The sequence below is a fragment of the Pseudomonas sp. Irchel 3E13 genome (assembly GCF_900187455.1).
GTDB lineage: Bacteria > Pseudomonadota > Gammaproteobacteria > Pseudomonadales > Pseudomonadaceae > Aquipseudomonas.
This window is the reverse complement of sequence record NZ_FYDX01000002.1, coordinates 213827-239775: the sequence shown is the minus strand read 5'-3', so window position 1 is coordinate 239775 and position 25949 is coordinate 213827. Positions and strand designations below refer to the sequence as shown.

26 protein-coding genes are annotated in these 25949 nt (G+C 60.9%); 23 read left to right on the top strand and 3 right to left on the bottom strand.

The window, feature by feature from the left end; genetic code table 11:
- Positions 1-62 precede the first annotated feature (62 nt).
- The 7 genes from CKW37_RS03610 to ispD all read left to right on the top strand — a co-directional run bounded on the left by CKW37_RS03610 (position 63) and on the right by ispD (position 7742).
- A complete protein-coding gene (locus CKW37_RS03610) occupies positions 63-1010 on the top strand; it encodes an acetyl-CoA carboxylase carboxyltransferase subunit alpha (RefSeq protein WP_095154070.1) in 948 nt (315 codons plus the stop codon).
- 93 nt (positions 1011-1103) lie between these two features.
- Positions 1104-2411, top strand: coding sequence for a tRNA lysidine(34) synthetase TilS (tilS, locus tag CKW37_RS03605; RefSeq protein WP_095154069.1), 1308 nt, complete (start codon positions 1104-1106; stop codon positions 2409-2411).
- 272 nt (positions 2412-2683) lie between these two features.
- Positions 2684-4312: a CTP synthase gene (locus CKW37_RS03600; RefSeq protein WP_095154068.1), complete on the top strand. Its 1629-nt coding sequence runs from the start codon at positions 2684-2686 to the stop codon at positions 4310-4312.
- A 3-nt stretch (positions 4313-4315) separates the two neighbouring features.
- The gene (gene kdsA / locus CKW37_RS03595) at positions 4316-5161 is read left to right on the top strand and encodes a 3-deoxy-8-phosphooctulonate synthase (protein WP_095154067.1); all 846 of its coding nucleotides are present in this window, start codon (positions 4316-4318) and stop codon (positions 5159-5161) included.
- Positions 5162-5312: 151 nt separating this feature from the next.
- Positions 5313-6602 carry a phosphopyruvate hydratase gene (eno, locus tag CKW37_RS03590; protein ID WP_095154066.1) on the top strand — a complete coding sequence of 430 codons (1290 nt, stop codon included), beginning with the start codon at positions 5313-5315 and terminating at the stop codon, positions 6600-6602.
- A 157-nt stretch (positions 6603-6759) separates the two neighbouring features.
- Positions 6760-7038 (top strand): cell division protein FtsB, encoded by a 279-nt coding sequence (gene ftsB / locus CKW37_RS03585; RefSeq protein WP_095154065.1) that lies wholly within the window; start codon positions 6760-6762, stop codon positions 7036-7038.
- The gene (ispD, locus tag CKW37_RS03580) at positions 7035-7742 is read left to right on the top strand and encodes a 2-C-methyl-D-erythritol 4-phosphate cytidylyltransferase (protein WP_095154064.1); all 708 of its coding nucleotides are present in this window, start codon (positions 7035-7037) and stop codon (positions 7740-7742) included. The genes ftsB and ispD overlap by 4 nt, the downstream gene beginning before the upstream one ends.
- A 4-nt stretch (positions 7743-7746) precedes the next feature.
- On the opposite strand, the gene CKW37_RS03575 is transcribed toward ispD, so the two are convergent.
- Positions 7747-8643: a LysR substrate-binding domain-containing protein gene (locus CKW37_RS03575; protein WP_095154063.1), complete on the bottom strand. Its 897-nt coding sequence runs from the start codon at positions 8641-8643 to the stop codon at positions 7747-7749.
- Between the two features lie 106 nt (positions 8644-8749).
- On the opposite strand from CKW37_RS03575, the gene CKW37_RS03570 reads away from it, so the two are divergent.
- The 8 genes from CKW37_RS03570 to rpoS all read left to right on the top strand — a co-directional run bounded on the left by CKW37_RS03570 (position 8750) and on the right by rpoS (position 15901).
- The gene (locus CKW37_RS03570; RefSeq protein ID WP_095154062.1) at positions 8750-9862 is read left to right on the top strand and encodes an S-(hydroxymethyl)glutathione dehydrogenase/class III alcohol dehydrogenase; all 1113 of its coding nucleotides are present in this window, start codon (positions 8750-8752) and stop codon (positions 9860-9862) included.
- 7 nt (positions 9863-9869) lie between these two features.
- A complete protein-coding gene (fghA, locus tag CKW37_RS03565) occupies positions 9870-10724 on the top strand; it encodes an S-formylglutathione hydrolase (RefSeq protein WP_095154061.1) in 855 nt (284 codons plus the stop codon).
- Positions 10725-10796: 72 nt separating this feature from the next.
- Positions 10797-11270 (top strand): 2-C-methyl-D-erythritol 2,4-cyclodiphosphate synthase, encoded by a 474-nt coding sequence (gene ispF, locus CKW37_RS03560; protein ID WP_095154060.1) that lies wholly within the window; start codon positions 10797-10799, stop codon positions 11268-11270.
- Positions 11267-12325 (top strand): tRNA pseudouridine(13) synthase TruD, encoded by a 1059-nt coding sequence (gene truD / locus CKW37_RS03555; RefSeq protein ID WP_095154059.1) that lies wholly within the window; start codon positions 11267-11269, stop codon positions 12323-12325. The genes ispF and truD overlap by 4 nt, the downstream gene beginning before the upstream one ends.
- Positions 12313-13062, top strand: a complete 750-nt coding sequence (gene surE / locus CKW37_RS03550; RefSeq protein WP_095154058.1) for a 5'/3'-nucleotidase SurE — start codon at positions 12313-12315, stop codon at positions 13060-13062. The genes truD and surE overlap by 13 nt, the downstream gene beginning before the upstream one ends.
- Positions 13063-13100: 38 nt before the next feature.
- Entirely contained in the window at positions 13101-13739 is a 639-nt protein-coding gene (locus CKW37_RS03545) for a protein-L-isoaspartate(D-aspartate) O-methyltransferase (protein WP_175651925.1), read from the top strand.
- A 186-nt stretch (positions 13740-13925) separates the two neighbouring features.
- Positions 13926-14786, top strand: coding sequence for a peptidoglycan DD-metalloendopeptidase family protein (locus CKW37_RS03540; protein ID WP_095154056.1), 861 nt, complete (start codon positions 13926-13928; stop codon positions 14784-14786).
- Positions 14787-14893: 107 nt separating this feature from the next.
- Positions 14894-15901, top strand: a complete 1008-nt coding sequence (gene rpoS / locus CKW37_RS03535) for an RNA polymerase sigma factor RpoS (RefSeq protein WP_095154055.1) — start codon at positions 14894-14896, stop codon at positions 15899-15901.
- A gap of 489 nt (positions 15902-16390) precedes the next feature.
- Here the strand turns inward: rpoS and fdxA are convergent, their stop codons facing one another.
- Together fdxA and mutS are read right to left on the bottom strand one after the other, a co-directional pair.
- The gene (gene fdxA / locus CKW37_RS03530; protein WP_095154054.1) at positions 16391-16714 is read right to left on the bottom strand and encodes a ferredoxin FdxA; all 324 of its coding nucleotides are present in this window, start codon (positions 16712-16714) and stop codon (positions 16391-16393) included.
- Between the two features lie 140 nt (positions 16715-16854).
- Complete coding sequence (mutS, locus tag CKW37_RS03525; RefSeq protein ID WP_095154053.1) at positions 16855-19428, bottom strand: DNA mismatch repair protein MutS; 2574 nt, start codon at positions 19426-19428, stop codon at positions 16855-16857.
- A gap of 180 nt (positions 19429-19608) precedes the next feature.
- Between mutS and CKW37_RS03520 the strand changes: the two genes are divergently transcribed.
- The 8 genes from CKW37_RS03520 to CKW37_RS33125 all read left to right on the top strand — a co-directional run bounded on the left by CKW37_RS03520 (position 19609) and on the right by CKW37_RS33125 (position 25946).
- The gene (locus CKW37_RS03520; RefSeq protein ID WP_095154352.1) at positions 19609-20352 is read left to right on the top strand and encodes an XRE family transcriptional regulator; all 744 of its coding nucleotides are present in this window, start codon (positions 19609-19611) and stop codon (positions 20350-20352) included.
- Between the two features lie 470 nt (positions 20353-20822).
- Positions 20823-21179: a phage holin family protein gene (locus tag CKW37_RS03515; protein WP_095154052.1), complete on the top strand. Its 357-nt coding sequence runs from the start codon at positions 20823-20825 to the stop codon at positions 21177-21179.
- Entirely contained in the window at positions 21176-21688 is a 513-nt protein-coding gene (locus CKW37_RS03510) for a hypothetical protein (protein WP_095154051.1), read from the top strand. The genes CKW37_RS03515 and CKW37_RS03510 overlap by 4 nt, the downstream gene beginning before the upstream one ends.
- Positions 21685-22245: a phage baseplate assembly protein V gene (locus CKW37_RS03505; protein WP_095154050.1), complete on the top strand. Its 561-nt coding sequence runs from the start codon at positions 21685-21687 to the stop codon at positions 22243-22245. Before CKW37_RS03510 ends, CKW37_RS03505 begins: the two co-directional genes overlap by 4 nt.
- 132 nt (positions 22246-22377) lie before the next feature.
- Positions 22378-22704 (top strand): GPW/gp25 family protein, encoded by a 327-nt coding sequence (locus CKW37_RS03500; RefSeq protein ID WP_095154049.1) that lies wholly within the window; start codon positions 22378-22380, stop codon positions 22702-22704.
- Positions 22701-23582 (top strand): baseplate J/gp47 family protein, encoded by an 882-nt coding sequence (locus tag CKW37_RS03495; RefSeq protein WP_095154048.1) that lies wholly within the window; start codon positions 22701-22703, stop codon positions 23580-23582. Before CKW37_RS03500 ends, CKW37_RS03495 begins: the two co-directional genes overlap by 4 nt.
- A 1-nt stretch (position 23583) precedes the next feature.
- Positions 23584-24189 (top strand): phage tail protein I, encoded by a 606-nt coding sequence (locus CKW37_RS03490; RefSeq protein WP_095154047.1) that lies wholly within the window; start codon positions 23584-23586, stop codon positions 24187-24189.
- Positions 24186-25946, top strand: coding sequence for a phage tail protein (locus tag CKW37_RS33125; protein WP_256587677.1), 1761 nt, complete (start codon positions 24186-24188; stop codon positions 25944-25946). Before CKW37_RS03490 ends, CKW37_RS33125 begins: the two co-directional genes overlap by 4 nt.
- Positions 25947-25949: the final 3 nt, after the last annotated feature.

Genomic DNA, 25949 nt, shown 5'->3' with positions numbered 1-25949 from the left:
AGGTAGGGCGCCAAACGGATCAACCGGCCGGCCGCCTGGCCGTCGACCCTAGACGGATGCCTATGAACCCGAATTTTCTGGATTTCGAACAGCCGATTGCTGACCTGCAAGCCAAGATCGAAGAGCTGCGCCTGGTCGGCAATGACAACTCGCTGAACATCGGCGACGAGATTGGCCGCCTGCAAGACAAAAGCAGCGCGCTGACCGAGAGCATCTTCGGCAACCTGACCAGCTGGCAGATCGCCCGCCTGGCGCGTCACCCGCGCCGGCCGTACACCCTCGATTACATCGAGCACATCTTCACCGAGTTCGACGAACTGCACGGCGACCGTCACTTCTCCGACGACGCCGCGATCGTCGGCGGTATTGCCCGCCTGGAAGACCGTCCGGTAATGGTCATCGGTCACCAGAAGGGCCGCGAAGTCCGCGAGAAGGTTCGCCGTAACTTCGGCATGCCGCGTCCGGAAGGCTACCGCAAGGCCTGCCGTCTGATGGAAATGGCCGAACGCTTCAAGATGCCGATCCTGACCTTCATCGACACCCCGGGCGCCTATCCGGGCATCGACGCCGAAGAGCGCAACCAGAGCGAGGCAATCGCCTGGAACCTGCGCGTCATGGCACGCCTGAAAACCCCGATCATCGCGACCGTTATCGGCGAAGGTGGTTCGGGTGGTGCGCTGGCGATCGGCGTCTGCGACCAACTGAACATGCTGCAGTACTCGACCTACGCGGTGATCTCGCCGGAAGGTTGCGCCTCGATTCTCTGGAAAACCGCCGAGAAAGCCTCCGATGCCGCTGAAGCCATGGGCATCACTGCCGAGCGTCTGAAAGGCCTGGGTATCGTCGACAAGGTCATTGGCGAGCCACTGGGTGGTGCGCACCGTGATCCGGCCACCATGGCCGCATCGATTCGCGGCGAATTGACCCAGCAACTGGACATGCTGAAGAAATTCGACAACGAAGCGCTGCTCAAGCGTCGCTATGATCGCCTGATGAGCTACGGGCTCTGATCTGACGCCATCGTGGCATCTGAACGCGGGGCGGGTACGCTTCCACTAGGTGGAGCGGGCCCGTCCCGCGTTTTCATTTGAGGGCTGGCCGCCATGACTGATCTCGCCTCCCGGCTGCTTTCACGTCTTGCGCCGTGGCGCAGTGCGCGGTCGTGGTGCGTGGGCCTTTCCGGTGGCCTGGATTCCAGCGTCCTGCTGCACCTGTTGGCGGAGCTCAAGCGCCGTCATGATCTTCCCGTTCTCCGCGCCCTTCATGTTCACCACGGTTTGCAGGTGGCGGCCGACGCTTGGCCGGCGCACTGCCAGCGGCTTTGTGATTCGCTGGGTATCGAGTTGCAGGTCTGTCATGTGCAGGTGGAGGAGGGTGCGAGCCTTGAGCAGTCGGCGCGTAATGCCCGCTATTCGGCCTTCATCGAGGTCTTGGGTGCTGGCGACGTCTTGTTGACCGGCCAGCATCGTGATGATCAGGCGGAAACCCTGCTGCTGCGCTTGCTTCGCGGTGCAGGGGTGCGCGGCTTGTCGGCGATGCCGGTGCAAAGACGGCTGGGGGCGGGGGAACTGGTCCGGCCTCTACTGGACATTTCCCATGATCAGTTGCTGGCGTACGCGACGGAGCAGGGCCTGCAATGGATCGAGGACCCGTCGAATCGCGATGCACGGTTTTCTCGCAACTATCTGCGTCACCAAGTCCTCCCCGCGTTGACCGCGCGCTGGCCGCAAGCGCATCGCAGCCTGGCGCGCACGGCCGCGCATCTGACTGAGGCGCGGGAACTGCTCGATGAATTGGCGCAGCAGGATCTTGCCTGCGCTCGGGAGGGTGATGAATTTCCCTGGCTTGAACTGCCTTCGCTGGATCTGCGCAGTCTGGCGCGGTTGTCTGCGGCTCGTCAGCGTAATGCCCTGCAATACTGGCTGGCGCCGTACACGCGTTTGCCGGACAGCGACCATTGGGCCGGCTGGGATGATTTGCGCGACGCCCGCGTCGATGCCTCGCCGGTGTGGCGACTGACCGATGGCGAATTGCATCGAGCGGGCGAGCGGATTTACTGGCTGAGTGGTAACTGGCTTGTGCCTTTGAGTGAGCCCGCACCCTGGACGGAGCTTCTGGAGCCATTGCCGTTGCCCGATAACGGCAGCGTCAGCCTGAGCGGTAGTTCTCTGTCACAAACCCTGCGTATTGGTTATCGCCGTGGCGGCGAAACCCTTGAATTGGCGGGGCGCGGCCGTCGCGATCTGAAGCGCTTGCTCAACGAGCGGCATGTCCCGTCCTTTGTCCGCGGGCGCCTGCCATTGCTGTTCGCGGGGGAGCGTCTGGTGGCCGTGGCTAATCTGCCAGGGCTGGCTGATGGCGATTTGCAACTGACGTGGCGTGCGCCGACGAGCGAGCAAGGTTTGAGATGAAAGGGACATTCCGGTAGACTACGCTCCCTTCTTGATACAGCTTCTGTGACATCGTTTCGAGTCACTGGAGTTGCCGATTACCAAGCAGTTTTTTGCTGGGCGATTCTCAAAATGTGTAGCGAGCTTAGTACCGGGCTTTTCAACCCCGGTCTGTACAGGCGCGGCAGTATTTTCGGATGCACTGTAATTGACGCAGGTGATCGGGGGCTTCGGCCTTCCTTCGCTTTCCCCGGCGGCGCAGACCGCTTTAACGCAGACTTCTAGGGTTTTTCATGACGCGCTACATATTCGTCACGGGCGGTGTTGTTTCTTCATTGGGGAAAGGCATTGCCTCGGCTTCATTGGCGGCCATCCTGGAGGCGCGGGGGCTCAAGGTCACCATGCTCAAGCTGGACCCGTACATCAACGTCGACCCGGGCACCATGAGCCCGTTCCAGCACGGTGAAGTGTTCGTCACCCACGACGGCGCCGAAACCGACCTGGACCTGGGCCACTACGAGCGGTTCATCCGCACGACCATGACCCAGAACAACAACTTCACCACCGGCCGTATCTACGAGCACGTGCTGCGCAAGGAGCGTCGTGGTGATTACCTGGGCGCCACCATCCAGGTCATTCCGCATATCACCGACGAAATCAAGCGTCGCATCATCAAGGGCGCCGGCGATGCCGACGTGGCCCTGGTCGAGATCGGCGGCACCGTGGGTGATATCGAGTCGCAACCGTTCCTCGAAGCCATTCGCCAACTGCGGGTCGAAGTCGGCTCCAAGCGCGCGATGCTGATGCACCTGACGCTGGTTCCGTACATCGCCACCGCTGGCGAGACCAAGACCAAGCCAACCCAGCACTCGGTCAAGGAACTGCGTTCCATCGGCCTGCAGCCTGACGTGCTGATCTGCCGTTCCGACCATCCGGTCGATGTCTCTTCCCGTCGCAAGATCGCGCTGTTCACCAACGTTGAAGAGCGTGCGGTGATCTCCCTGGAAGACGTCGACACCATCTACAAGATTCCTGCCGTGCTGCACGCCCAGGGCCTGGACGACTTCGTCGTCGAGCGCTTCGGCCTGCAATGCAATGGCGCCGACCTGTCCGAGTGGGAAAAGGTCGTCGATGCCAAGCTCAATCCAGAGCACGAAGTCACCATCGCGATGGTCGGCAAGTACATGGAGCTGCTTGATGCGTACAAGTCGCTGATCGAAGCGATGAGCCACGCCGGTATCCAGAACCGCACCAAGGTCAACCTGCGCTATATCGACTCCGAAGACATCGAGAACCAGGGTACCGGCCTGCTGGAGGGCGTCGATGCCATCCTGGTCCCGGGCGGCTTCGGTCTGCGCGGTGTCGAAGGCAAGATCACTGCCGTTCAGTACGCTCGCGAGAACAAGATCCCGTACCTGGGTATCTGCCTCGGCATGCAAGTGGCGGTCATCGAGTTCGCTCGTAACGTCATGGGCTGGAAAGACGCCAACTCCACCGAATTCGACCGCAACAGCGGCCACCCGGTCGTCGGCCTGATCACCGAGTGGGAAGATTCCACCGGCGCCGTGGAAACCCGCACCGAGGCTTCCGACCTGGGCGGCACCATGCGTCTGGGTGCTCAGGAATGCCAGCTGGAGAGCGGTTCCAAGGTTCACGATTGCTACGCCAAGGACGTGATCGTCGAGCGTCACCGCCACCGTTACGAAGTGAACAACAACCTGCTGCCGAAGCTGGTTGAAGCCGGCCTGAAGGTTTCCGGTCGTTCCGGCGACGGCGCGCTGGTTGAAGTGGTCGAGTCCCAAGATCACCCATGGTTCGTCGCTTGCCAGTTCCACCCTGAGTTCACCTCGACCCCGCGTGACGGCCATCCGCTGTTCAGCGGCTTCGTCAAGGCGGCTCTGGCTCAGAAGAACAAGGCCTGATCCATGACCCAGAAGATCATTCGCGTCGGTAACATCGAGATCGCCAACGACAAGCCGTTCGTCCTGTTCGGCGGCATGAACGTACTGGAATCCCGTGATCTGGCCCTGAAGGTCTGCGAAGAGTACGTGCGGGTTACCGAGAAACTCGGTATCCCCTACGTGTTCAAGGCCAGCTTCGACAAGGCCAACCGTTCGTCGATCAATTCCTACCGTGGTCCGGGCCTTGAAGAAGGCATGCGGATCTTCGAGGAAGTGAAGAAGACCTTCGGCGTGCCGGTCATCACCGACGTGCACGAGCCTCATCAGGCACAGGCTGTCGCCGATGTCTGCGACATCATCCAGTTGCCGGCCTTCCTGTCGCGCCAGACCGACCTGGTTGTCGCGATGGCCAAGACCGGCGCGGTGATCAACATCAAGAAAGCCCAGTTCCTCGCGCCCCAGGAGATGAAACACATCCTGACCAAGTGCGAAGAGGCCGGTAATGATCAGTTGATCCTCTGCGAACGCGGTTCCAGCTTCGGCTACAACAACCTGGTAGTGGACATGCTCGGCTTCGGCATCATGAAGCAGTTCGAATACCCGGTGTTCTTCGATGTGACCCATGCCCTGCAGATGCCGGGCGGTCGCGCCGATTCTGCTGGCGGTCGTCGCGCCCAGGTGACCGAGCTGGCCCGTGCCGGCCTGAGTCAGGGCCTGGCCGGCCTGTTCCTGGAGGCTCACCCGGACCCGGACAACGCCAAGTGCGATGGTCCTTGCGCCCTGCGCCTCGACAAACTGGAGCCTTTCCTGGCCCAGCTCAAGCAACTGGATGACTTGGTCAAGAGTTTTCCGACAGTAGAAACCGCATAACGCTCGTTTCTCCGGTAAAGTACCGCCCGTTCAACCCCTGGCCCTTGGGTCAGGGGTTTTCTCCGCGACAGGCCTGCCCGTGCCCCGTGCCTGCGAAAGAGCGGATTTTTCAAGCTGCGTTGTTTTCGTCAATTCTGGAGTGCTTACAACAATGGCAAAGATCGTCGACATCAAAGGTCGTGAAGTTCTCGATTCTCGGGGCAACCCTACCGTGGAAGCAGACGTCCTGCTCGACAACGGCATCATTGGCAGCGCTTGCGCGCCGTCCGGTGCTTCCACCGGTTCCCGTGAGGCACTGGAACTGCGTGATGGCGACAAGAGCCGTTACCTGGGCAAGGGCGTGCTGAAAGCCGTCGCCAACATCAACGGCCCGATCCGCGACCTGCTGCTGGGCAAGGATCCTGTTGACCAGAAAGCTCTGGACCGCGCCATGATCGATCTGGACGGTACCGAGAACAAAGCCAAGCTGGGCGCCAACGCCATCCTGGCCGTCTCCCTGGCTGCCGCCAAAGCCGCCGCCCAGGATCAGGATCTGCCGCTGTACGCGCACATCGCCAACCTGAACGGCACCCCAGGCCAGTACTCCATGCCGGTTCCGATGATGAACATCATCAACGGTGGCGAGCACGCCGATAACAACGTCGACATCCAGGAGTTCATGGTCCAGCCAGTTGGCGCCAAGACCTTCTCTGACGGCCTGCGCATGGGCACCGAAATCTTCCATCACCTCAAAGCCGTGCTGAAGGCCCGTGGCCTGAACACTGCCGTGGGTGACGAAGGTGGTTTCGCGCCTAACCTGGCCTCCAACGAAGACGCCCTGGGCGCCATCGCTGAAGCCGTAGCCAACGCTGGCTACAAGCTGGGCACCGATGTGACCCTGGCGCTGGACTGCGCTGCCAGCGAATTCTACGAAGACGGCAAGTACAACCTGTCCGGCGAAGGCAAGTCCTTCGACGCCGAAGGTTTCGCCGACTACCTGAAAGGCCTGACCGAACGCTTCCCGATCATCTCCATCGAAGACGGTCTGGACGAGTCCGACTGGGCTGGCTGGAAGATCCTCACCGACAAGATCGGCGAGAAAGTACAGCTGGTGGGCGACGACCTGTTCGTTACCAACACCAAGATCCTGAAGGAAGGTATCGACAAGAACATCGGTAACTCCATCCTGATCAAGTTCAACCAGATCGGCTCGCTGACCGAAACCCTGGAAGCCATCCAGATGGCCAAGGCTGCCGGTTACACCGCGGTGATCTCGCACCGTTCGGGCGAAACCGAAGATTCCACCATCGCCGACCTGGCCGTGGGTACTGCTGCTGGTCAGATCAAGACCGGTTCGCTGTGCCGTTCCGACCGCGTTTCCAAGTACAACCAACTGCTGCGTATCGAAGAGCAATTGGGCGCCAAGGCGGTGTACCGTGGTCGCGCCGAGTTTCGCGGCTAAGCGATAGATGGTAAAAAGACAGCACTGCGTTGCGCCATGGTCGTCCTGACCGGTGCTGCGCAGGCGCTGCGAGCGTTTGAATCACAAAGCCTGGCTTCGGCCAGGCTTCGTGCCATCAGCCCTTCGCAGATGCGGTCTTTAGCCACTGGATGTCCTGATGCGTAGTCCTTATTGGTTGTTCCTCGTCCTTCTCGCACTGCTCGGTGGCTTGCAGTATCGCTTGTGGGTGGGCAATGGCAGCCTGGCCCAGGTGGCTGAGCTGCAACAGCAGATCGCCGACCAGCACGCCGAAAACGAACGTTTGCTGGAGCGCAACCGCGTGCTCGACGCGGAAGTTCTGGAGTTGAAAAAAGGTATGGAAACCGTCGAAGAGCGGGCTCGCCACGAGCTGGGCATGGTCAAGGAGGGCGAAACCCTCTACCAGTTGGCCCAATGAACTCTTCCCTGCCTGTCTTCTGGGCAGTGATCCCCGCCGCCGGCGTGGGTGCGCGAATGGCCGCCGATCGGCCGAAGCAGTACCTGCAACTGGGCGGACTTACGATTCTCGAACACAGCCTCAACTGTTTTCTCGACCATCCCTGTGTGAAAGGGGTGGTGGTCAGCCTTGCCGCTGACGATCCTTTCTGGCCCGACCTGTCGTGTGCCGGCGACCCGCGTATCCAGCGGGCCGCGGGTGGGCGCGAGCGCGCCGACTCGGTGCTCAATGCCTTGTTGTTACTGCATGCCCAGGGCGCGTCCGACAGCGATTGGGTGCTTGTGCATGACGCCGCGCGGCCGAACCTGGCTCGCTCCGACCTGGACCGGCTGCTGCTGGAACTGGCGGATGACCCGGTGGGCGGCCTGCTCGCGGTGCCGGCCCGTGACACCCTCAAGCGCGCCGACGCCGATGGCCGCGTCAGTGCGACGGTCGACCGCAGCACCATCTGGCAGGCCTACACGCCACAAATGTTCCGCCTCGGCGCCCTGCATCGGGCGCTGGCCGACAGCCTGGTGGCGGATGTTGCGATTACCGACGAGGCTTCGGCCATCGAATGGTCCGGGCAGGCGCCACGTTTGATCGAAGGGCGCAACGACAACATCAAGGTCACCCGTCCTGAAGACCTGGAGTGGCTGCGTCAGCGTTGGGCGATGCGCGGCTGACGGCTCAGGCCCGCTGATATTCCGGCCTCAGTGCCAGCCCTTCACGCAAGTGATCCACCAGCTTGCGCACTTTCGGCGACAGGTGCCGTTGCTGCGGGTAGAGCGCCCATACCGCCGTATTCGGTGGCTGATGGGCCTCCAGCAGTGAAACCAGGGCGCCACTGCCCAAGTGTTCCAGCACGTAATAGTCCGGCAATTGACACAGTCCCATGCCCTGTAACGCGGCATCCAGCACCGCCTGGCCGCTGTTGCAACGCCAGTTGCCCTGAACCCGTTGCGCGATTTCCCGACCCTCCTGCTGCACGGCCCAGATATCCGAACTGCCGATCAGGCAATTGTGCCGCGCCAGCTCCGACAGGCTGTGCGGTCGGCCATAGCGACTGAGGTAATCCGGCGAGGCGCATAGGAACATGCGCCTCGGCGCGATTCGCGCGGCCACCAGCCTTGATTCCTGCAGGCGTCCAAGACGAATCGCCAGGTCCATGCCTTCGTGGAGCAGGTCGAGGGTGTTGTTGGTGAGTTCGATATCCACCCGCAGTTGCGGGTACTGGGTCATGAAGCGCGTGACCAGCGGCACGATAAAGCGTTCGCCATACGCCACCGCGCAGGTCATGCGCAGCAGCCCCTTGGGTTCGCTGTTGAGATCGCCCATGGCGCGCAAGGCTTCTTCGCGACCGTCCTGCAGCCGCTGGCAGTGTTGCAGGAAGGTTTGTCCGGCTTCACTCAGGGTGACGCGTCGCGTACTGCGGTAGAGCAACCGCGTTTGCAGGCGTTCTTCAAGGCGTGCCACCTGGCGGCTGATATGCGAAGAAGAAACGCCAAGGCGCTCGGCGGCGGCGGTGAACTGTCCGGATTCGGCCACCGCCACGAACTCGTCGATGCCTTCCCAGCGGTTGCTCATTGATTATCCCTGCATGGCAATAATGTTTTGTCTTTGGCTGGATTATTCATCAAAAGCGCTTGAATTACACTGCGTGCTTGAACTGTCCCTCAGTTGGAGAAGATTGATGATCAAGTCCCGTGCCGCCGTTGCCTTCGAGGCCAAGAAACCGCTGGAAATCGTCGAAGTCGACGTCGCCATGCCGAAGGCCGGCGAAGTGCTGTTGCGCGTGGTCGCCAGCGGTGTCTGCCACACCGACGCCTACACCCTGTCCGGCGCCGACCCGGAAGGTATCTTCCCGTCGATCCTTGGTCATGAAGGCGGCGCGATCGTCGAGGCCATTGGCGAGGGCGTGACCTCGGTAGCGGTGGGTGATCACGTGATCCCGCTGTACACCCCGGAATGCGGCCAGTGCAAATTCTGTCGTTCGGGCAAGACCAACCTCTGCCAGGCCATCCGCGCGACCCAGGGCAAGGGCCTGATGCCAGACGGGACTACCCGTTTCTCCTACAAAGGTCAGCAACTGTTCCACTACATGGGCACCTCGACCTTCTCCGAGTACACCGTGCTGCCGGAAATTTCCGTCGCCAAGATTCAAAAAGAGGCGCCGCTGGAAAAGGTCTGCCTGCTCGGCTGCGGCGTGACCACCGGTATCGGCGCTGTGCTCAACACCGCCAAGGTCAAGCCGGGTGACACCGTGGCAGTCTTCGGTCTTGGCGGCATCGGTCTGTCGGCGATCATCGGTGCGGTGAAAGCCAAGGCGTCGCGAATCATCGCGGTCGACATCAACCCAAGCAAATTCGAAATCGCCCGCCAATTGGGTGCGACCGACTGCGTCAATCCGAAGGACTACGACCGCCCGATCCAGGAAGTGATCGTCGACCTCACCGACGGCGGTGTGGACTTCTCCTTCGAGTGCGTAGGCAACGTGCAACTGATGCGTGCGGCACTGGAATGCTGCCACAAGGGCTGGGGTGAGTCGGTCATCATCGGCGTTGCCGGTGCCGGGCAGGAAATCGCTACCCGTCCGTTCCAGCTGGTCACCGGCCGCGTCTGGCGTGGTTCGGCCTTTGGTGGCGTGCGTGGCCGCAGCGAACTGCCGAGCTACGTCGACATGGCGGAAAAAGGCGAGATCCCGCTGGATACCTTCATCACCCACACCATGGGGCTGGAGGACATCAACAAGGCCTTCGACCTGATGCACGAAGGCAAGAGCATCCGCAGCGTCATCCATTTCTGAGGTGCTCATGAGCCTGGAAAACATTTCCTGTCAGAAGAGTTCCGGTGGCTGGCACAAGCGTTACCGCCACCGCTCCGAGGTGCTCGGTTGTGACATGGTTTTCGCCGTCTACCTGCCACCGCAGGCCGAGCAGGGCGGCAAGCTGCCGGTGCTGTACTGGCTGAGCGGCCTGACCTGCACCGACGAGAACTTCATGCAGAAAGCTGGCGCGCACAAGCTCGCCGCCGAGCTGGGGATGATCATCGTCGCGCCGGACACCAGTCCGCGTGGCGCGCAGGTGCCGGGCGATCCTGACGGTGCCTGGGATTTCGGCCTCGGCGCGGGTTTCTACGTGAACGCCACGCAACAGCCGTGGGCGGCCAACTACCGCATGTACGATTACGTGGTGAGTGAATTGCCGGCACTGATCGAGGGGCATTTCCCGGCCTCGACCCAGCGTGCCATCAGCGGTCACTCCATGGGCGGGCACGGTGCGCTGGTGTGCGCGTTGCGCAATCCGGGGCGCTATGTGTCGGTGTCGGCCTTCGCGCCCATCAGCAATCCGATGGATTGCCCGTGGGGTCAGAAAGCGTTCAGCCGCTATCTGGGCGAAGACCGTTCGCGCTGGCGCGAGTGGGATGCCAGCGTTCTGATCGCCCAGGCCAGCGAGCGCTTGCCGTTGCTCGTAGACCAGGGCGATCGCGACGACTTCCTGGAAAACCAGCTCAAGCCGCAGGTGCTGCAACAGGCCGCGCAAGCCGCGGGCTACCCGCTGCAACTGCGCTTGCAGCCGGGCTATGACCACAGCTATTACTTCATCGCCAGCTTCATCGATGACCACCTGCGACATCACGCCACAGCCTTGGGGATTGGCCAGGACTGAGTCCTACAATTCAAGCCCAAGGCCCGGCAAAGTAGGTAGAATCACGCCCTGACTCAATCAGGGCGTTTTTTTATGCGTATTGGCCACGGCTACGATGTGCACCGCTTCGCGGACGGCGACTTCATCACCTTGGGAGGCGTGCGGATCCCGCACAAGTTCGGGCTGCTCGCCCATTCCGATGGCGACGTGCTGTTGCATGCCCTGAGCGATGCCTTGCTCGGCGCCGCCGCGCTGGGTGATATCGGCCGCCACTTCCCTGATACCGACCCGCAGTTCAAGGGCGCTGATAGTCGCATTCTGCTGCGTCATGTGGTTGGTATCGTCCAGGCCAAGGGCTGGAAGGTCGGCAACGTCGACGCAACCATCGTTGCCCAGGCACCGAAGATGGCTCCGCATATCGAAACCATGCGCGAGCTGATCGCCGAAGACCTGCAGGTCGAGCTCGACCAGGTCAACGTCAAGGCCACCACCACCGAAAAACTCGGCTTTACCGGGCGTGAAGAAGGCATTGCCGTGCATGCCGTCGCGTTGTTGCTGCCCGCATGAACGAACCTGATCTTCTCGGTCCGCGCGCCAGCGGGCCGGCACTGGGTAGCGCAGTGCTCAAGGCCGTTGCGGAAGACTTCCAGGTCGATGAAGTGCTCGACATCCCGCTGTCGGGAGAGGGTGAGCACCTTTGGCTGTGGGTCGAGAAGCGTGATCTCAACACCGAAGAGGCCGCCCGCCGTCTGGCCCGTGCCGCTGGTGTGCCGCTGAAGACCATCAGCTACGCCGGGCTGAAGGACCGCCAGGCCCTGACCCGTCAGTGGTTCAGCCTGCATTTGCCAGGCAAGGCCGATCCGGACCTGAGCGCTGCCGAAAACGAAACCCTGCGCATCCTCAAGCGCACTCGCCATTCGCGCAAGTTGCAGCGTGGCGCCCATTCGGCCAACGGCTTCACCCTGCGACTGACCCGGCTCCAGGCGGATCACGCGGCGCTGGATGCTCGTCTCGAACAACTGAAAGCCGAGGGTGTTCCCAACTACTTTGGCACCCAGCGTTTTGGGCATCAGGGAGGCAACGTCGAAGAGGCGCGCCACTGGGCCGAGCGCAAGGCCCTGCCGGAGCAGCGCAACCTGCGTTCCCGGGTACTTTCCAGTGCTCGCAGCTATCTGTTCAACCGGGTGCTGGCCGAGCGTGTGAGCGACGGTAGCTGGCAGCGTGCCCAGGTTGGCGATCTTCTGGCATTCACTGATAGCCGTAGCTTCTTTCCGGCAGGCGAGCCGGAATGCAGCGATCCACGATTGGCAATTCTCGACCTGCATCCTACCGGGCCGTTGTGGGGCGAAGGGTTACCCGCGACGCAGGGGTTGGGCGGCGCCATCGAGCAGCATATCGCCACCCAGGAAGCAGCCCTTTGCGAATGGCTTGGCAATGCTGCGCTGAAGCAGGAACGACGCATTCTGCGACTGCCCATTGGGCGTCTGACGTGGCATTATCCAGAGCCTGATACCCTGCAACTGGAATTCATCCTGCCGGCCGGATGTTTCGCCACCGTCGTGGTGCGCGAACTCATTGACCTGGTCCCGGTAGGGCAGACGGACAGCCCATGCGTATTCTGATTTCCAATGACGACGGGGTCATCGCACCCGGACTCGCCGCGCTCCACGATGCGCTGGCGGATTACGCCGAATGTGTGGTGGTCGCCCCGGATCAAGACAAGAGTGGCGCCAGCAGCTCGCTGACCCTCGATCGTCCGCTGCACCCGCAAACCCTGCCCAACGGCTTTATCAGCATCAACGGCACACCGACCGACTGTGTTCACCTGGGCCTGAATGGCCTGCTTGATCGCGTGCCGGATATGGTCGTGTCGGGGATCAACCTCGGCGCCAACCTGGGTGATGATGTGCTGTATTCAGGCACTGTCGCTGCAGCGCTGGAAGGGCGTTTCCTGGGGGGCACCTCGTTCGCGTTCTCGTTGCTGTCGCGCCTGCCCGACAACCTGCCGACCGCCGCCTACATCGCGCGCAAGCTGGTCGAGGCGCAACAGCGCCTGGAGCTGCCGCCGCGGACGGTGCTCAACGTCAATATCCCGAACCTGCCGCTTGATCGCATTCGCGGCATCCAGCTGACCCGACTGGGGCACCGCGCGCGGGCCGCGGCTCCGATCAAGGAGGTCAATCCGCGTGGCAAGGAAGGCTACTGGATTGCGGTGGCCGGTGATGCCGAGGACGGTGGTCCGGGTACGGACTTCCATGCGGTCATGCAGGGCTATGTGTCGATCACGCCACTGCAACTGGACCGCACCTTCCATGATGCCTTCGAACGCATGGATGGATGGTTGGAGGGCGTGCTTTGATGCGTGATCAGGGCGACATGATGCGCCGCGGTATCGGCATGACCTCCCAGCGGACCCGCGAGCGGCTGATCCAGCGCCTGTGTGAGGAAGGGGTGTCCAATCCCCGGGTGCTGGATGTACTGCGTCTTACGCCGCGGCATTTGTTCGTCGATGAAGCGCTGGCGCATCGCGCCTATGAAGACACCGCCTTGCCGATCGGCCATAACCAGACCATTTCACAGCCTTTCATGGTCGCTCACATGAGCGAAGTGCTGCTTGAGGCGGGACCTTTGGACAAGGTGCTGGAAATCGGCACCGGCTCCGGCTACCAGACCGCTGTGCTGGCGCAGTTGGTGGAGCGGGTGTTCTCGGTAGAGCGCATCAAGGTGCTGCAGGATCGCGCCAAGGAGCGTCTGACCGAACTGAACCTGCGTAATGTGGTGTTTCGTTGGGGCGACGGCAGCGAAGGCTGGCCGGCATTGGCTCCGTACAACGGGATCATCGTCACCGCGGTAGCACCGGAAGTGCCTCAGGCGCTGCTGGATCAATTGGCACCAGGCGGACGCATGGTGATCCCCGTAGGCGCCGTCGGCGAGGCCCAGCAGCTACTGCTGATCGTCCGCGAGGAACATGGATTCTCCCGGCGTGTGCTGGGCGCCGTGCGCTTCGTTCCGCTGCTCAACGGAACCCTGTCCTGACCGGTCTTTATTTTCAGAATCGGCGAATTCTCGGGTCGACGCCGGGTCTATGAGGCGGGCACTGTAAACCTGAGTCTGCAACGGTTCACGTTTTGCACCTGTTCAGAGCGCGCAAGACGCTCATGCCTGGTTATAATTGCAACGTTATTGCATTTTCAAAACCGACACCATTTAAGGGAGCGGCGGGTGAGTCAAACAGTCATTGGGCAGCGTATGGGTCTTTCAAGCATCAGGCTTCTGGTGGTTGCACTTGCCTTTGGCACGCTGGTGACAGGTTGCTCCAGCACCTCTTCTTCTTCCAGCAGCGCACGCGTGGTTGATCGCAACAGTGCAGCCGCCAAACGTCCTGCGGTCACTTCCGGGCAATATGTCGTACGTCCCGGGGACACGTTGTTCTCCATTGCCTTCCGCTACGGCTGGGACTACAAGGCCCTGGCCGCCCGCAACAGCATCGCGCAGCCCTACACCATCCGCCCTGGCCAAACGATCCGTTTCGACGAGCCCGGTTCCACCTCTTCACGGGTCGTTTCGTCAACGTCGCCGTCGAGCAAAACCACGGTGACACGGCGTCCCGCCGGCACCCCACCGCCGGTGAAATCGACAGGTACGGCCACGACGGCCCCGATCATCACACCTTCCACAGCGCCCACGCAGGTGCCCGCCGCAGAGCGTTCCAGTGGCGGTTGGGCGTGGCCGGCAAACGGCGTGTTGATTGGAAAATTTGCTTCAAACGGTAGTTTGAATAAAGGCATTGATATCGCCGGGGATTTGGGACAGCCTGTTTTTGCAGCGTCTGATGGTTCGGTGGTGTACGCCGGTAGTGGCTTGCGGGGCTACGGTGAACTCGTAATCATCAAGCACAATGAAACCTACGTTAGTGCCTACGGTCATAACCGCAGGCTTTTGGTTCGGGAGGGACAGCAGGTCAAGGTCGGGCAGACAATTGCCGAAATGGGGTCCACTGGCACAGATCGGGTGAAACTTCACTTTGAGATTCGCCGATTGGGCAAACCGGTAGACCCCTTGCAGTTCCTGCCAAACCGCTGATTGGTTGGTACCCGGCCTGTTCCTTAGCGTAATGGGGACAGGCTCTAGCGATGCCATGGATAAGGTACGCTCGAGTCTGAGTTCGAACTCAGCAAAGGACTATAACAATGGCTCTCAGTAAAGAAGTGCCGGAGTTTGACATCGACGATGAGGTTCTCCTCATGGAGACCGGCATCGTTTTGGAAACGGACGTGGTGTCAGACGAACCTGCTGTATCTTCGGTTCGGACAAGGGCCAAACAAGGCTCTTCGCTCAAACAGCACAAGTACATCGATTACACCCGAGCACTTGATGCGACTCAGTTATATCTGAATGAAATCGGTTTCTCCCCTCTGCTTACGCCCGAAGAGGAAGTCCATTTTGCGCGCCTGTCGCAAAGCGGCGACCCGGCGGGACGCAAGCGGATGATCGAGAGCAACCTGCGGCTGGTGGTGAAGATCGCCCGGCGCTACGTCAACAGGGGGCTTTCCCTGCTCGACCTGATCGAAGAGGGCAACCTCGGTCTGATCCGTGCGGTCGAGAAGTTCGATCCTGAGCGCGGCTTCCGTTTCTCCACCTATGCCACCTGGTGGATCCGGCAGACCATCGAACGCGCGATCATGAACCAGACGCGGACCATTCGCCTGCCCATCCATGTGGTCAAGGAACTGAACGTCTATCTGCGCGCCGCGCGCGAGCTGACCCAGAAACTCGACCACGAGCCTTCCCCGGAAGAGATCGCCAATCTACTCGAGAAGCCGGTTGCCGAGGTCAAGCGGATGCTTGGGCTCAACGAGCGGGTTTCCTCGGTGGATGTATCGCTGGGTCCGGATTCGGACAAGACACTGCTCGACACCCTGACAGATGATCGCCCAACGGATCCTTGCGAGCTGTTGCAGGACGATGATTTGTCCCAGAGCATCGATCAGTGGCTAAGCGAGCTGACTGACAAGCAGCGTGAGGTGGTGATTCGTCGCTTCGGTCTGCGCGGTCATGAGAGCAGCACCCTGGAAGATGTAGGGCTGGAGATTGGCCTGACCCGTGAGCGGGTGCGTCAGATTCAGGTCGAAGGGCTCAAGCGCTTGCGTGAGATCCTGGAGAAGAATGGCCTGTCCAGCGAGTCGCTGTTTCAATAATTAAAACGATCCGCCTTGCCCACAGAACGCCCCGACCTGATCGGGGCGTTCTTGTTTATGCGGCTGCCTGAGTGAGTTCCGTCAGAGCTGAGTGTTTTTGTGTAAGTCATCACTTACATCGCATGTAAGCATTTGCAGTAAATAGGGGTAAATTTTACGTTTAATATGGTCTGAATTTTTTATAAATCATTGAAAAATAAGCATTTATAAGAGTGCGTCGACAACCCATGTGTCTTTTTTTGAGAGCCATTGCCAGTTGCGGCGGCGGCGGCAAACGTTAATATTTGACCTGTGTCTACGGACTGACACAGGTTTTCAACGGATGAAGACCAAGGACATCGCAAGACGCGATTCATCAGGATGATGATAGGGAATACAGGGACTACGGAAAAAAATGTGGGCGGGTCAAACCGCCCCTTTTTTTGTCTGCGAAAAATGAAAAAAGGCCCGTCAGGGCCTTTTTTGTTGATCGTGGCGCAAGTCTGGGACTCAGCGCTCCAGATCCTTGATCTTGCCTTTGACGCCGTCGAACTCTTCGGCTTCCGCCAGAGCGTCTTTCTTTTCGGTGATGTTCGGCCAGATTTCCGCCAGCTCGGCGTTCAGCTCGATGAACTCCTGCATGTCATCAGGAACTTCATCTTCCGAGAAGATGGCTTGGGCGGGGCATTCAGGCTCGCACAGCGCACAATCGATGCACTCATCCGGGTGAATGACCAGGAAGTTCGGGCCTTCGTAGAAGCAGTCCACCGGACAGACTTCTACGCAGTCGGTGTACTTGCACTTGATGCAGTTGTCGGTGACGACGAAGGTCATTTCTAATTCTCTCCTCAGGCGACGGCAGCGGTGCCCTTCCAGTCAGGGCCGCTCGGTTTGGTAGGTTGGCGGCGAGCCAGGCTAATAACTCGCCGCTCCGCCAAACCGCGCGGGATTCTAACAGCTTGTAAGGCCGCGCGTTATAACAGAGTCTTCAGTTCATAGAGCATTTCGATAGCTTGGCGCGGCGTCATGTTGTCCATGTCGAGTTTGCCGATCCTTTCAATCGCCGGGTGCGGCAGGCTGGCGAACATGTCGCTCTGGTGCGGGACTTGTGGCGCGCTTGGGCTGGAGACCGCCTTGGGCACGTCATGAGGCAGGCTGGAGGTCTCCAGTCGGCCGAGGTGCTCGCGGGCCCGTTGAATCACCACGGACGGTACGCCCGCCAGTTGCGCTACCGCCAGGCCATAGCTCTGGCTGGCTGGGCCTGGGAGCACGTGATGCAGGAAGACGATGCGCTCGTTGTGCTCGGTGGCGTTCAGATGCACGTTGGCCACCAGCGGCTCGCTTTCCGGCAACACGGTCAGCTCGAAATAGTGCGTGGCGAACAACGTGTAAGCGCGCAGTTGAGCCAGTCGCTCGGCAGCGGCCCACGCCAGCGACAGACCGTCGAAGGTGCTGGTGCCACGACCCACTTCGTCCATCAGCACCAGGCTGCGTTCGGTGGCGTTGTGCAGGATGTTGGCGGTTTCGCTCATTTCCACCATGAAGGTGGAGCGGCCGCCGGCCAGGTCATCGCTGGAACCGATCCGGGTGAAAATCCGGTCCACCAGCGAAAGCTGGCAGCCGGCCGCGGGCACGTAGCTGCCAATATGGGCCAGCAGCACGATCAGTGCGGTCTGACGCATGTAGGTGGACTTACCGCCCATGTTCGGACCGGTGATGATCAGCATGCGGGTGCTGTCATCCAGGGACAGGTCGTTGGCCACGAAGGGGCTGGTCAGCACCTGTTCGACCACCGGGTGGCGTCCCTGGTCGATCTTCATGCACGGCTCGTCCACGAAGGTCGGACAGTTCAGGTCCAGGGTCAGGGCGCGCTCGGCCATGTTGCTCAGCACGTCCAGCTCGGCCAAGGCCGCAGCGGTGTCCTGCAGTGGTGCGAGATGGCTGATCAGCGTTTCCAGCAGCGCGTCATAGAGCATCTTCTCGCGGGCCAGGGCGCGGCTCTTCGCCGACAGCGCCTTGTCTTCGAATACCTTCAACTCAGGCGTGATAAAGCGCTCGGCGCCCTTGAGGGTCTGGCGACGGATATAGTCCGCCGGCGCTTGCTCGGCCTGTTTGCTGGGCAGTTCGATGAAATAGCCGTGAACGCGGTTATAGCCGACCTTGAGGTTGGCAAGGCCGGTGCGGGCCTTTTCCCGGGCTTCCAGGTCGATCAGGAACTGGCCGGCGTTCTCGCTGATCGACAGCAGTTCGTCCAGTTCGCTGTCGTAGCCGGTCTTCAGCACGCCGCCGTCGCGGATGACGGCCGGCGGATTGTCGATGATGGCTTTTTCCAGCAGGTCGGCCAGTTCCGGATAAGTCCCAGCGATGGCTGCCAGGCGGGCCAGATGCGGTGCTTCCAGCTCAGCCATGGCGTTCTGCAGCTCGGGCAGGGCGCCGAGTGCATCACGCAGGCGTGCCAGGTCGCGCGGTCGAGCGTTGCGCAGGCCGATACGGGCGAGAATCCGCTCGATATCGCCGATGTCTTTCAACTGAGGTTGCAGCCGTTCGAAGCGATAGCTGTCGAGCAGGCAGCGAATCGAACCTTGGCGTGCTTGCAGGACTTTAAGGTCGCGCAGCGGTCGGTTCAGCCAACGGGTCAGCAGACGGCTACCCATGGCGGTCTGGCAGCGATCGATCACCGATTGCAGGGTGTTGTCGCGTCCACCGGCGAGGTTGACGTCCAGCTCCAGGTTGCGCCGGCTGGCGCCATCGAGGATAACGGTGTCATCCAGGCGCTCATGCTTGAGGCTGCGCAGGTGGGGCAGGGCGGTGCGCTGGGTTTCCTTGGCGTAGCCCAGCAGACAGCCGGCGGCGCCGATCGCCAGGGTCAGCTTGTCGCAACCGAAGCCTTTGAGGTCCTGGGTCGAGAACTGCTGGCAAAGGCTTTTGCGGGCTGAATCACGGTCGAAGTCCCACGGAGCGCGGCGGCGTGAGCCACGGCGTTTCTCGGCGGGCAGACCTTGCGGCCAGTCGTCCGGGATCAGCAGCTCCACCGGGTTGATCCGCTCCAGCTCGGCCAGCAGGTTTTCCCAGCCTTTGAGCTCTTGCACCGTGAAGTTACCGCTGGTGATATCCAGCACCGCCAGGCCAAACAGTCGCTCATCGCCGAGAACAGCGGCGATCAGGTTGTCGCGACGCTCGTCCAGCAGGGCTTCATCACTGATCGTTCCGGGCGTGATGATCCGCACCACCTGGCGTTCCACCGGGCCCTTGCTGGTGGCCGGGTCGCCGATCTGCTCACAGATCACTACCGACTCGCCCAGCTTCACCAGCTTGGCCAGATAGCCTTCGAGCGAGTGGAAGGGGATGCCACACATGGGAATCGACTGCCCGGCCGACTGACCGCGGGCGGTCAGGGTGATATCCAGGAGTTTTGCGGCTTTCTTCGCGTCTTCGTAGAAGATCTCGTAGAAGTCGCCCATGCGGTAGAACATCAGCTGTTCGGGATGCTGATTTTTCAGCTTCCAGTATTGCTGCATCATCGGGGTGTGTGCGGAGAGATCAGACATTCAAGGCCTTACAGCGGGTGTCTTTTGGAAGGTAGTGAAGGGCGCTAATACTACAGGGATTTCTCCTGCGACGCTGAGACGGGGGTATGTCAAATTCTCGCAGGCACAAGGGCGTGCGTGTCTTTCAGGTTGAACGACCAATGCATATTCGCATTGCTTTTCCTGTTGACCCTCGGCAGTATGCGTTCCATGCAAAAGCGCAATGTAGCCACCGTCCTTAAATCACTGCTGGACCGCCACGGGATCTCCGCCACGGAGTTGCACCGGCGAACCGGCGTGCCCCAATCCACGCTGTCGCGGATTCTCGGCGAGAAGATCGTCGATCCTTCGGACAAGCATGTGTCGAAAATCGCCGAGTATTTCGGCGTGAGCACTGACCAGCTACGCGGTCGTGTCGACCTGGGCGACAGCCGCGAGCCGGGCCTGTCTGTCGATCATGCCGAATTGCGCGATATCAGCCTGTGGGACGATGAAACCCCCGTCGAGGACGACGAGGTTTCCGTTCCTTTTCTTCGTGAGGTCGAGTTGGCAGCAGGATCAGGAAGATTCGTCATCGAAGAAAGCGAGCGCGCGCGTTTGCGTTTCGGTAAGCGCAGCCTGCGTCACAACGGCGTGCAGTTCGATCATGCCAAGTGCGTGACGGTGCGTGGCAACAGCATGCTGCCGGTATTGCGCGATGGCGCCACGGTGGGGGTCAACACTGGTAAGAGCTCCATCGGCGACATCGTCGACGGCGACCTTTATGCGATCAATCACAATGGGCAGTTGCGGGTGAAGCAGCTCTACCGCTTGCCCACCGGTATTCGCCTGCGCAGCTTCAACCGCGACGAGCATCCTGACGAGGACTACAGCTTCCAGCAGATGCAGGAAGAGCAGATCGCCATCCTCGGTCATGTGTTCTGGTGGGGCATGTACGCCCGCTGAATCCTATCCGGCATCACCCAAAACCCGCTTCGGCGGGTTTTTTTCGCCTGTCGAAAACCCTTCGCGACCAATGCGGGCGGGGATTTGATGCAGTAGTGCAAATCCATCAGTGCAAATATTTCCAAAAATGCATTGACTGTATATGCATCCATGCATAAAGTTTGTCTCAAGCCGGCCAGACACCGGTGGTGAGACAGGCAGCGATGAACAGGCCTCAACTGTTCAGAGGGTTGGCAACTGACCCGGGTGTGCAGCGTAAAGCACCGTAAGCAGTTATCCGGCGGGCAGGTGGCCGCGGTCGGAGGAACAATCTGAAGCGGAGACGCCCTGCACACCAGTCGTGGCAGGCGTTTCGACAACGCATTACTGAAAAGCCTGGATGCACCGGGCTTTTTGGAATGCCGAGTGACAACTCGGTCCCATCCCCGTCCGGCCCGTCGCTGTGCGGGAAGAACAAAGGAGGCAGGACCGTGACAAGCGAGCAACAGACGTTGCTGGAAATGCCGATCTGGCTGGTGATTGTCCTGGCGTTGCTGGGCGGAGTCTCCGGTGAGATGTGGCGAGCAGACAGGGCCGGTGCCCGCGGCGGAGCGCTGTTCAGGCGGTTGGCGCTGCGGTCGGGAGCCTGCATGGTCTGCGGTGTATCGACGGTGATGTTGCTTTATGCCAGTGGCCTTTCGATCTGGGCGGCCAGCGCCTTCGGTTGCCTGACCGCGGTCGGCGGTGCGGACGTGGCCATTGGCCTATACGAACGCTGGGCTGCGAAGCGACTGGGCCTGGAGCAGCCGAACGGACAAGCAGGCAACGACAGTAAGGAGAGACCGTGAGCGAACTGAGCAGGCTACATGAGGCCATCACCGCGACCATCAAGGCTGCCATGCCGCAGCTCGAGACTGTCGGCAGCTACTCCACAGTGCAGCAGGACACGACACTGCCCGCGCTGTTCCACACCATCACCGCCTTGAGGCCGAGCACTGATCCGGGCGATGGCCACTCGTGCATCGTCGCGACATTCGAGGCGCGCATCGCCGTCAATGTACATCGCCCGGATGCGGCGCTGGAAAGCACCGCGCTGGCTGCGCAACTGATGGTGCTGCTGCGCAAACAATATTGGGGCATCGACTTCGTCGAAGAGGCCAGTGCCATCCAGGCCTTGCCGCAAGCGACGGATTTGCCGACGGCAATCTGGGTGCTGCAATGGCAGCAGGTGCTGCACTTGGGTGAAGCCCAATGGCTCTGGCCGAATCAACCGCCAGGGTCTTTGGTATTTGCCTTCGACCCGGACAGTGGTCCGGGCAAGGAAGTGGACTACAAGGCGCCGGAGGATTTCGCATGAGCTACGCAAGTGCCATGCATGACCGGATGATTTCCGCATTGTTGATTCCTTGCCGGGTGGTGGCGGTGGACCTGGCCGCGGCCCGAGTACGAGTTTCCGATGGCGCCGGCTGGACCAGCGCCTGGGTTCGCTGGCACAGCCAGGCCGCCGGCAAGGCGCGTCACTGGCGTGCGCCGAGCATCAACGAGCAGGGCGTGCTTATCAGCCCCAGCGGCGAGCCGGCGCAAGGCACCTTCGTTCCCGGCCTTTATGGCAACGCCGGCGATCAACCGGACAACCGCGAGCATGTCGAAGTCTGGCGCTTCGACGACGGCGGCTCGCTGATTTATGACTGGCAGGCGAGCAGCTACACCGTCGACCTGCCGCGCGGAACCCTCACCCTCAAGGTCGGCGGCAGCACGCTGGTGGCCACGCCTGATGCGATCGAACTGACCGCCGCCAACATGACCTTGAATGGCCCGGTGCGGATCAACGGAGCGCTGCAGGTAACAGGGGACATCCACGGCGGCGGCGCGATCATCGACACCGCCGGCAACACCCCGAACCACAAGCACTGAAACCTGCCCGCCGCCGCGGGCTTTTTTATGCCAAGGAGAACGCCATGGCGAACTTGAATCACAACATCGCATCCGACACCGGCCGTTCGTATGTCCGCTGCCTGTCGAGTGCTGACTCACGGGAGTGACGCGATGATCGGAATGGATCGCCGGACCGGCCAGCCGTTATCCGGCATCGCACATTTGCGGCAGTCCATCGAAGACATCCTCGGCACGCCGCTGGGTAGTCGGCGCATGCGTCCGGACTACGGCAGCAAGCTGCGGCGCTTCGTCGACCTGCCGGTCAACGAGGGCTGGAAAAGCGCGGTACAGGCCGAAGTAGCCCGTGCCCTGGTGCGCTGGGAACCACGCCTGAAACTGGAGCGGGTCCGGGTGCTGTCAGTGGTGAACGGGCAAGTGAGCCTGCAACTCACCGGACAATACCTGGGCGACAGCCAGATCCTGGAGGTGACGGCATGAGTGGTATCGAACTCTCGGCGCTGCCCGCGCCGCAGGTGTTGGAAGATCTGGATTTCGAGGACATCTTCCAAGGCGACCTGGCGGCCTTCAAGGCGCACATGGGCGAGAGCTGGAACGCGCAGTTGGAAAGCGACCCGGTGACCAAGCTGTTGGAAGTCGGCGCCTATCGGACCCTGCTCAACCGGGCTCGGGTCAACGACGCGGCCAAGGCGCTGCTGCTGGCTTATGCCCAAGGCAGCGACCTGGATCAGTTGGCGGCCAACGTTCGCCTGCAACGCTTGATCGTGCAGGAGGCGAAGCCGGACAACATTCCGCCCACCGAACAGATCCTCGAGGAAGACGACGCCCTGCGTGAGCGTATTCAGCTCGTCTACGAAGGACTGACCACCGCCGGGCCGCGCAACAGCTACATCCTGCATGCCCGCAACGCCTCGGGGCTGGTGGCCGATGCCACGGCGGAGAGTTCTTCTCCTGCAGTGGTTGACGTCACGGTGTTGAGCCTGGATGGCAATGGTGTAGCCAGTCCGGAGTTGCTGGCGGACGTGATGGCGTACTTGAATGCCGACGATGTCCGGCCGGTGGCCGATCGCCTGAATGTCCGCAGCGCCGAAATTCTGCCGTACCGAATCGACGCCGTGTTGCATATGGTCGGCAACGGTCCGGAAAACGAGGCGACTCTGGCCGAATGCCGGCGCCGCTTGCAGACCTGGATCAATCCGCGGCGGCGTTTGGGTGTTGAGGTGCCGCGTTCGGCTATCGATGCGCAACTGCACATCAGCGGTGTGGCCCGGGTCGAGCTGACGGGCTGGACCGATATCCGCCCGAGCAAGGCGCAAGCGGCATGGTGTACCGGCTTCGATCTAAAGCTGGGAGGCTGACATGACTAGCCTCCTGCCTATCAACAGCACGTTGCTGGAGCGGGCCATCGAGGCAGCATCGACCGACGCTCCCGAGATCCCGTTGCGTGTGCTGTACAACCCCGACACCTGCCCGCCGCACCTGTTGCACCAACTGGCCTGGGCCTGGTCGGTGGACCGCTGGAATGACAGTTGGTCCGATCCGGTCAAGCGCGCGGTGATCCGTTCCTCGTTCGACGTGCATGCCCGCAAGGGCACCCTCAGTGCGTTGCGCCGGGTGGTCGAGCCCTTCGGTTACCTGATTGAAGTGGCCGAGTGGTTCAACACCGTGCCGCAAGGCGTGCCGGGGACGTTCTCGCTGAAGATCGGCGTGTCCGAAAGTGGCATCAGCGAAGAGACCTACGAGGAACTCACCGCCCTGATCGACGATGCCCGGCCTGTCAGCCGGCACCTCATCGGGCTGGCCATTGCTCTCGACACCAAGGGCTACCTGCGCGTTGCCCTGGGCCTGAGCGAAGGCGACGACATCGACATTTACCCGCCCATCCTTCGAGACATCGAGGTGCGCGGCAACCACGGCTTCATCGGCCGTGACCATCAAATCGAAACCCTGGACGTTTACTCATGACTGACCAGAACAGCCAGTTCTTCGCGATCCTCACCGCGGTGGGGGAGGCCAAACAGGCCAACGCGAATGCTTTGGGCGTGCCCTGGACCTTCGCCCAGATGGGCGTGGGCGATGCCAACAATACCGACCCGGTGCCGTCGCGCACTCAGACCAAGCTGATCAATGAGCGGCGTCGTGCGCCGCTGAACCAGCTCACGGTCGATCCGAAAAACGCCAGCATCATCATTGCCGAGCAGGTGATTCCGCCGGATGAGGGTGGTTGGTGGATTCGCGAAATTGGTCTCTACGATGCCGCTGGCGACCTGGTCGCGGTGGCCAACTGTGCGCCGAGCTTCAAACCGCTGCTGAGCCAGGGGACTGGCAAGACGCAGGTGGTGCGGTTGAACCTGATCGTGACCAGTACGGCCAATGTGCAGTTGAAGATTGATCCTTCAGTGGTATTGGCAACACGGGATTACATCGAGACGGTGATCATGACCGTGCTGCCGCCGACGCGACCAGCGGGAACGTACACCAAAGTTCAGGTCAACAATCGCGGTGTGTTGATTGCAGGTGATAATCCAACAACGCTGGCGGGCTATGGCATTACCGATGCGATGCCTAAATTTGCCGGGGGCCTTCTGACTCGGCCCGATGCAGTCCAGGGCAAACTCAGGGAGGTGGCCGATACTCGTTTCGTCACTCTTACTGACGCGACCACAGATCGGCCTGCTGGTCTTACCTATGGCGTTGGTATGCATGTGGCGTGGGGTGCAGGCGAGCAAGGCATCGACTTTATTGGAAGCCTGGAGGGCGAGGAGAACTTTTACGTTCGTCATTACACAAAATGGGGAACTGAAACATATCGTAGGCTTTGGACTGAGAAGAACTTTAACCCCGACAGCAAGGCTGACAAGGCAAAGACCCTTGTGGGCTACGGTATTACTGATGCGCTGTCCAATCGAGGGGGAGAGGTTAATGGCAATCTTACTTTTCTCTCCGCGCATAACCTTTATATGCGTGCTGGCCAGACGCAATCGTTCGCATCAGGGCTTACAGCATTGTCCGATACCGATGTCACTCAGGCTGGCATAGGGTTTTGGGGGAGCCAGGCAGCAGGTTTTATCAAGGCTTATTTGGGGCTTGGTCCTACACCTTGGGCAAACGGTCTTGGCATTCGGGTGGACAATGATGGTGTGGAGATAACCGGTGCCACCAGATTCAATGGCGTAATTTCCGGGAATGGCTCCGGGCTTCACAGTCTGCCAATGGCGACGCAAGTGGAAGCCGAGACTGGGACGGACGCGACGAAGCCAATGAGTTCTCTGCGAGTCTTTCAAGCCGTTGCCAAGATTGTCAGGCAGGCAACAGAAAGTGCTGCTGGTGTTTTCAAAGTTGCGACGTTGGAACAAGTGAACGCCGGGCTTAGTGATGACGTCGCTGTGACACCGAGCAAAATGCGCTGGGGTTTTCGCATGCTTGTTGGCGGTAACGGTTATGTGGTTCTACCGAAGTGGCTGGGCGGATTGATCCTGCAATGGGGCGCCACTTCGGCGCAACTCGTCAATACCATTGGAACAACGACCGCTTATTTCGCCTACCCCATTCAGTTCCCCTCTGGCGCATTGTTCGTCACCACCAGCAACGTAGGAACATCCGAACCGCGCAGCAGCGGTGTTGCATCAAACGTTTATGACGCCTCTGGTCTTTTGGTCTCGTTCGAGAACGCCAGATCGGATCAGTCCGTAGCTGCTCGCTGGTTCGCGATTGGGAGTTAACAC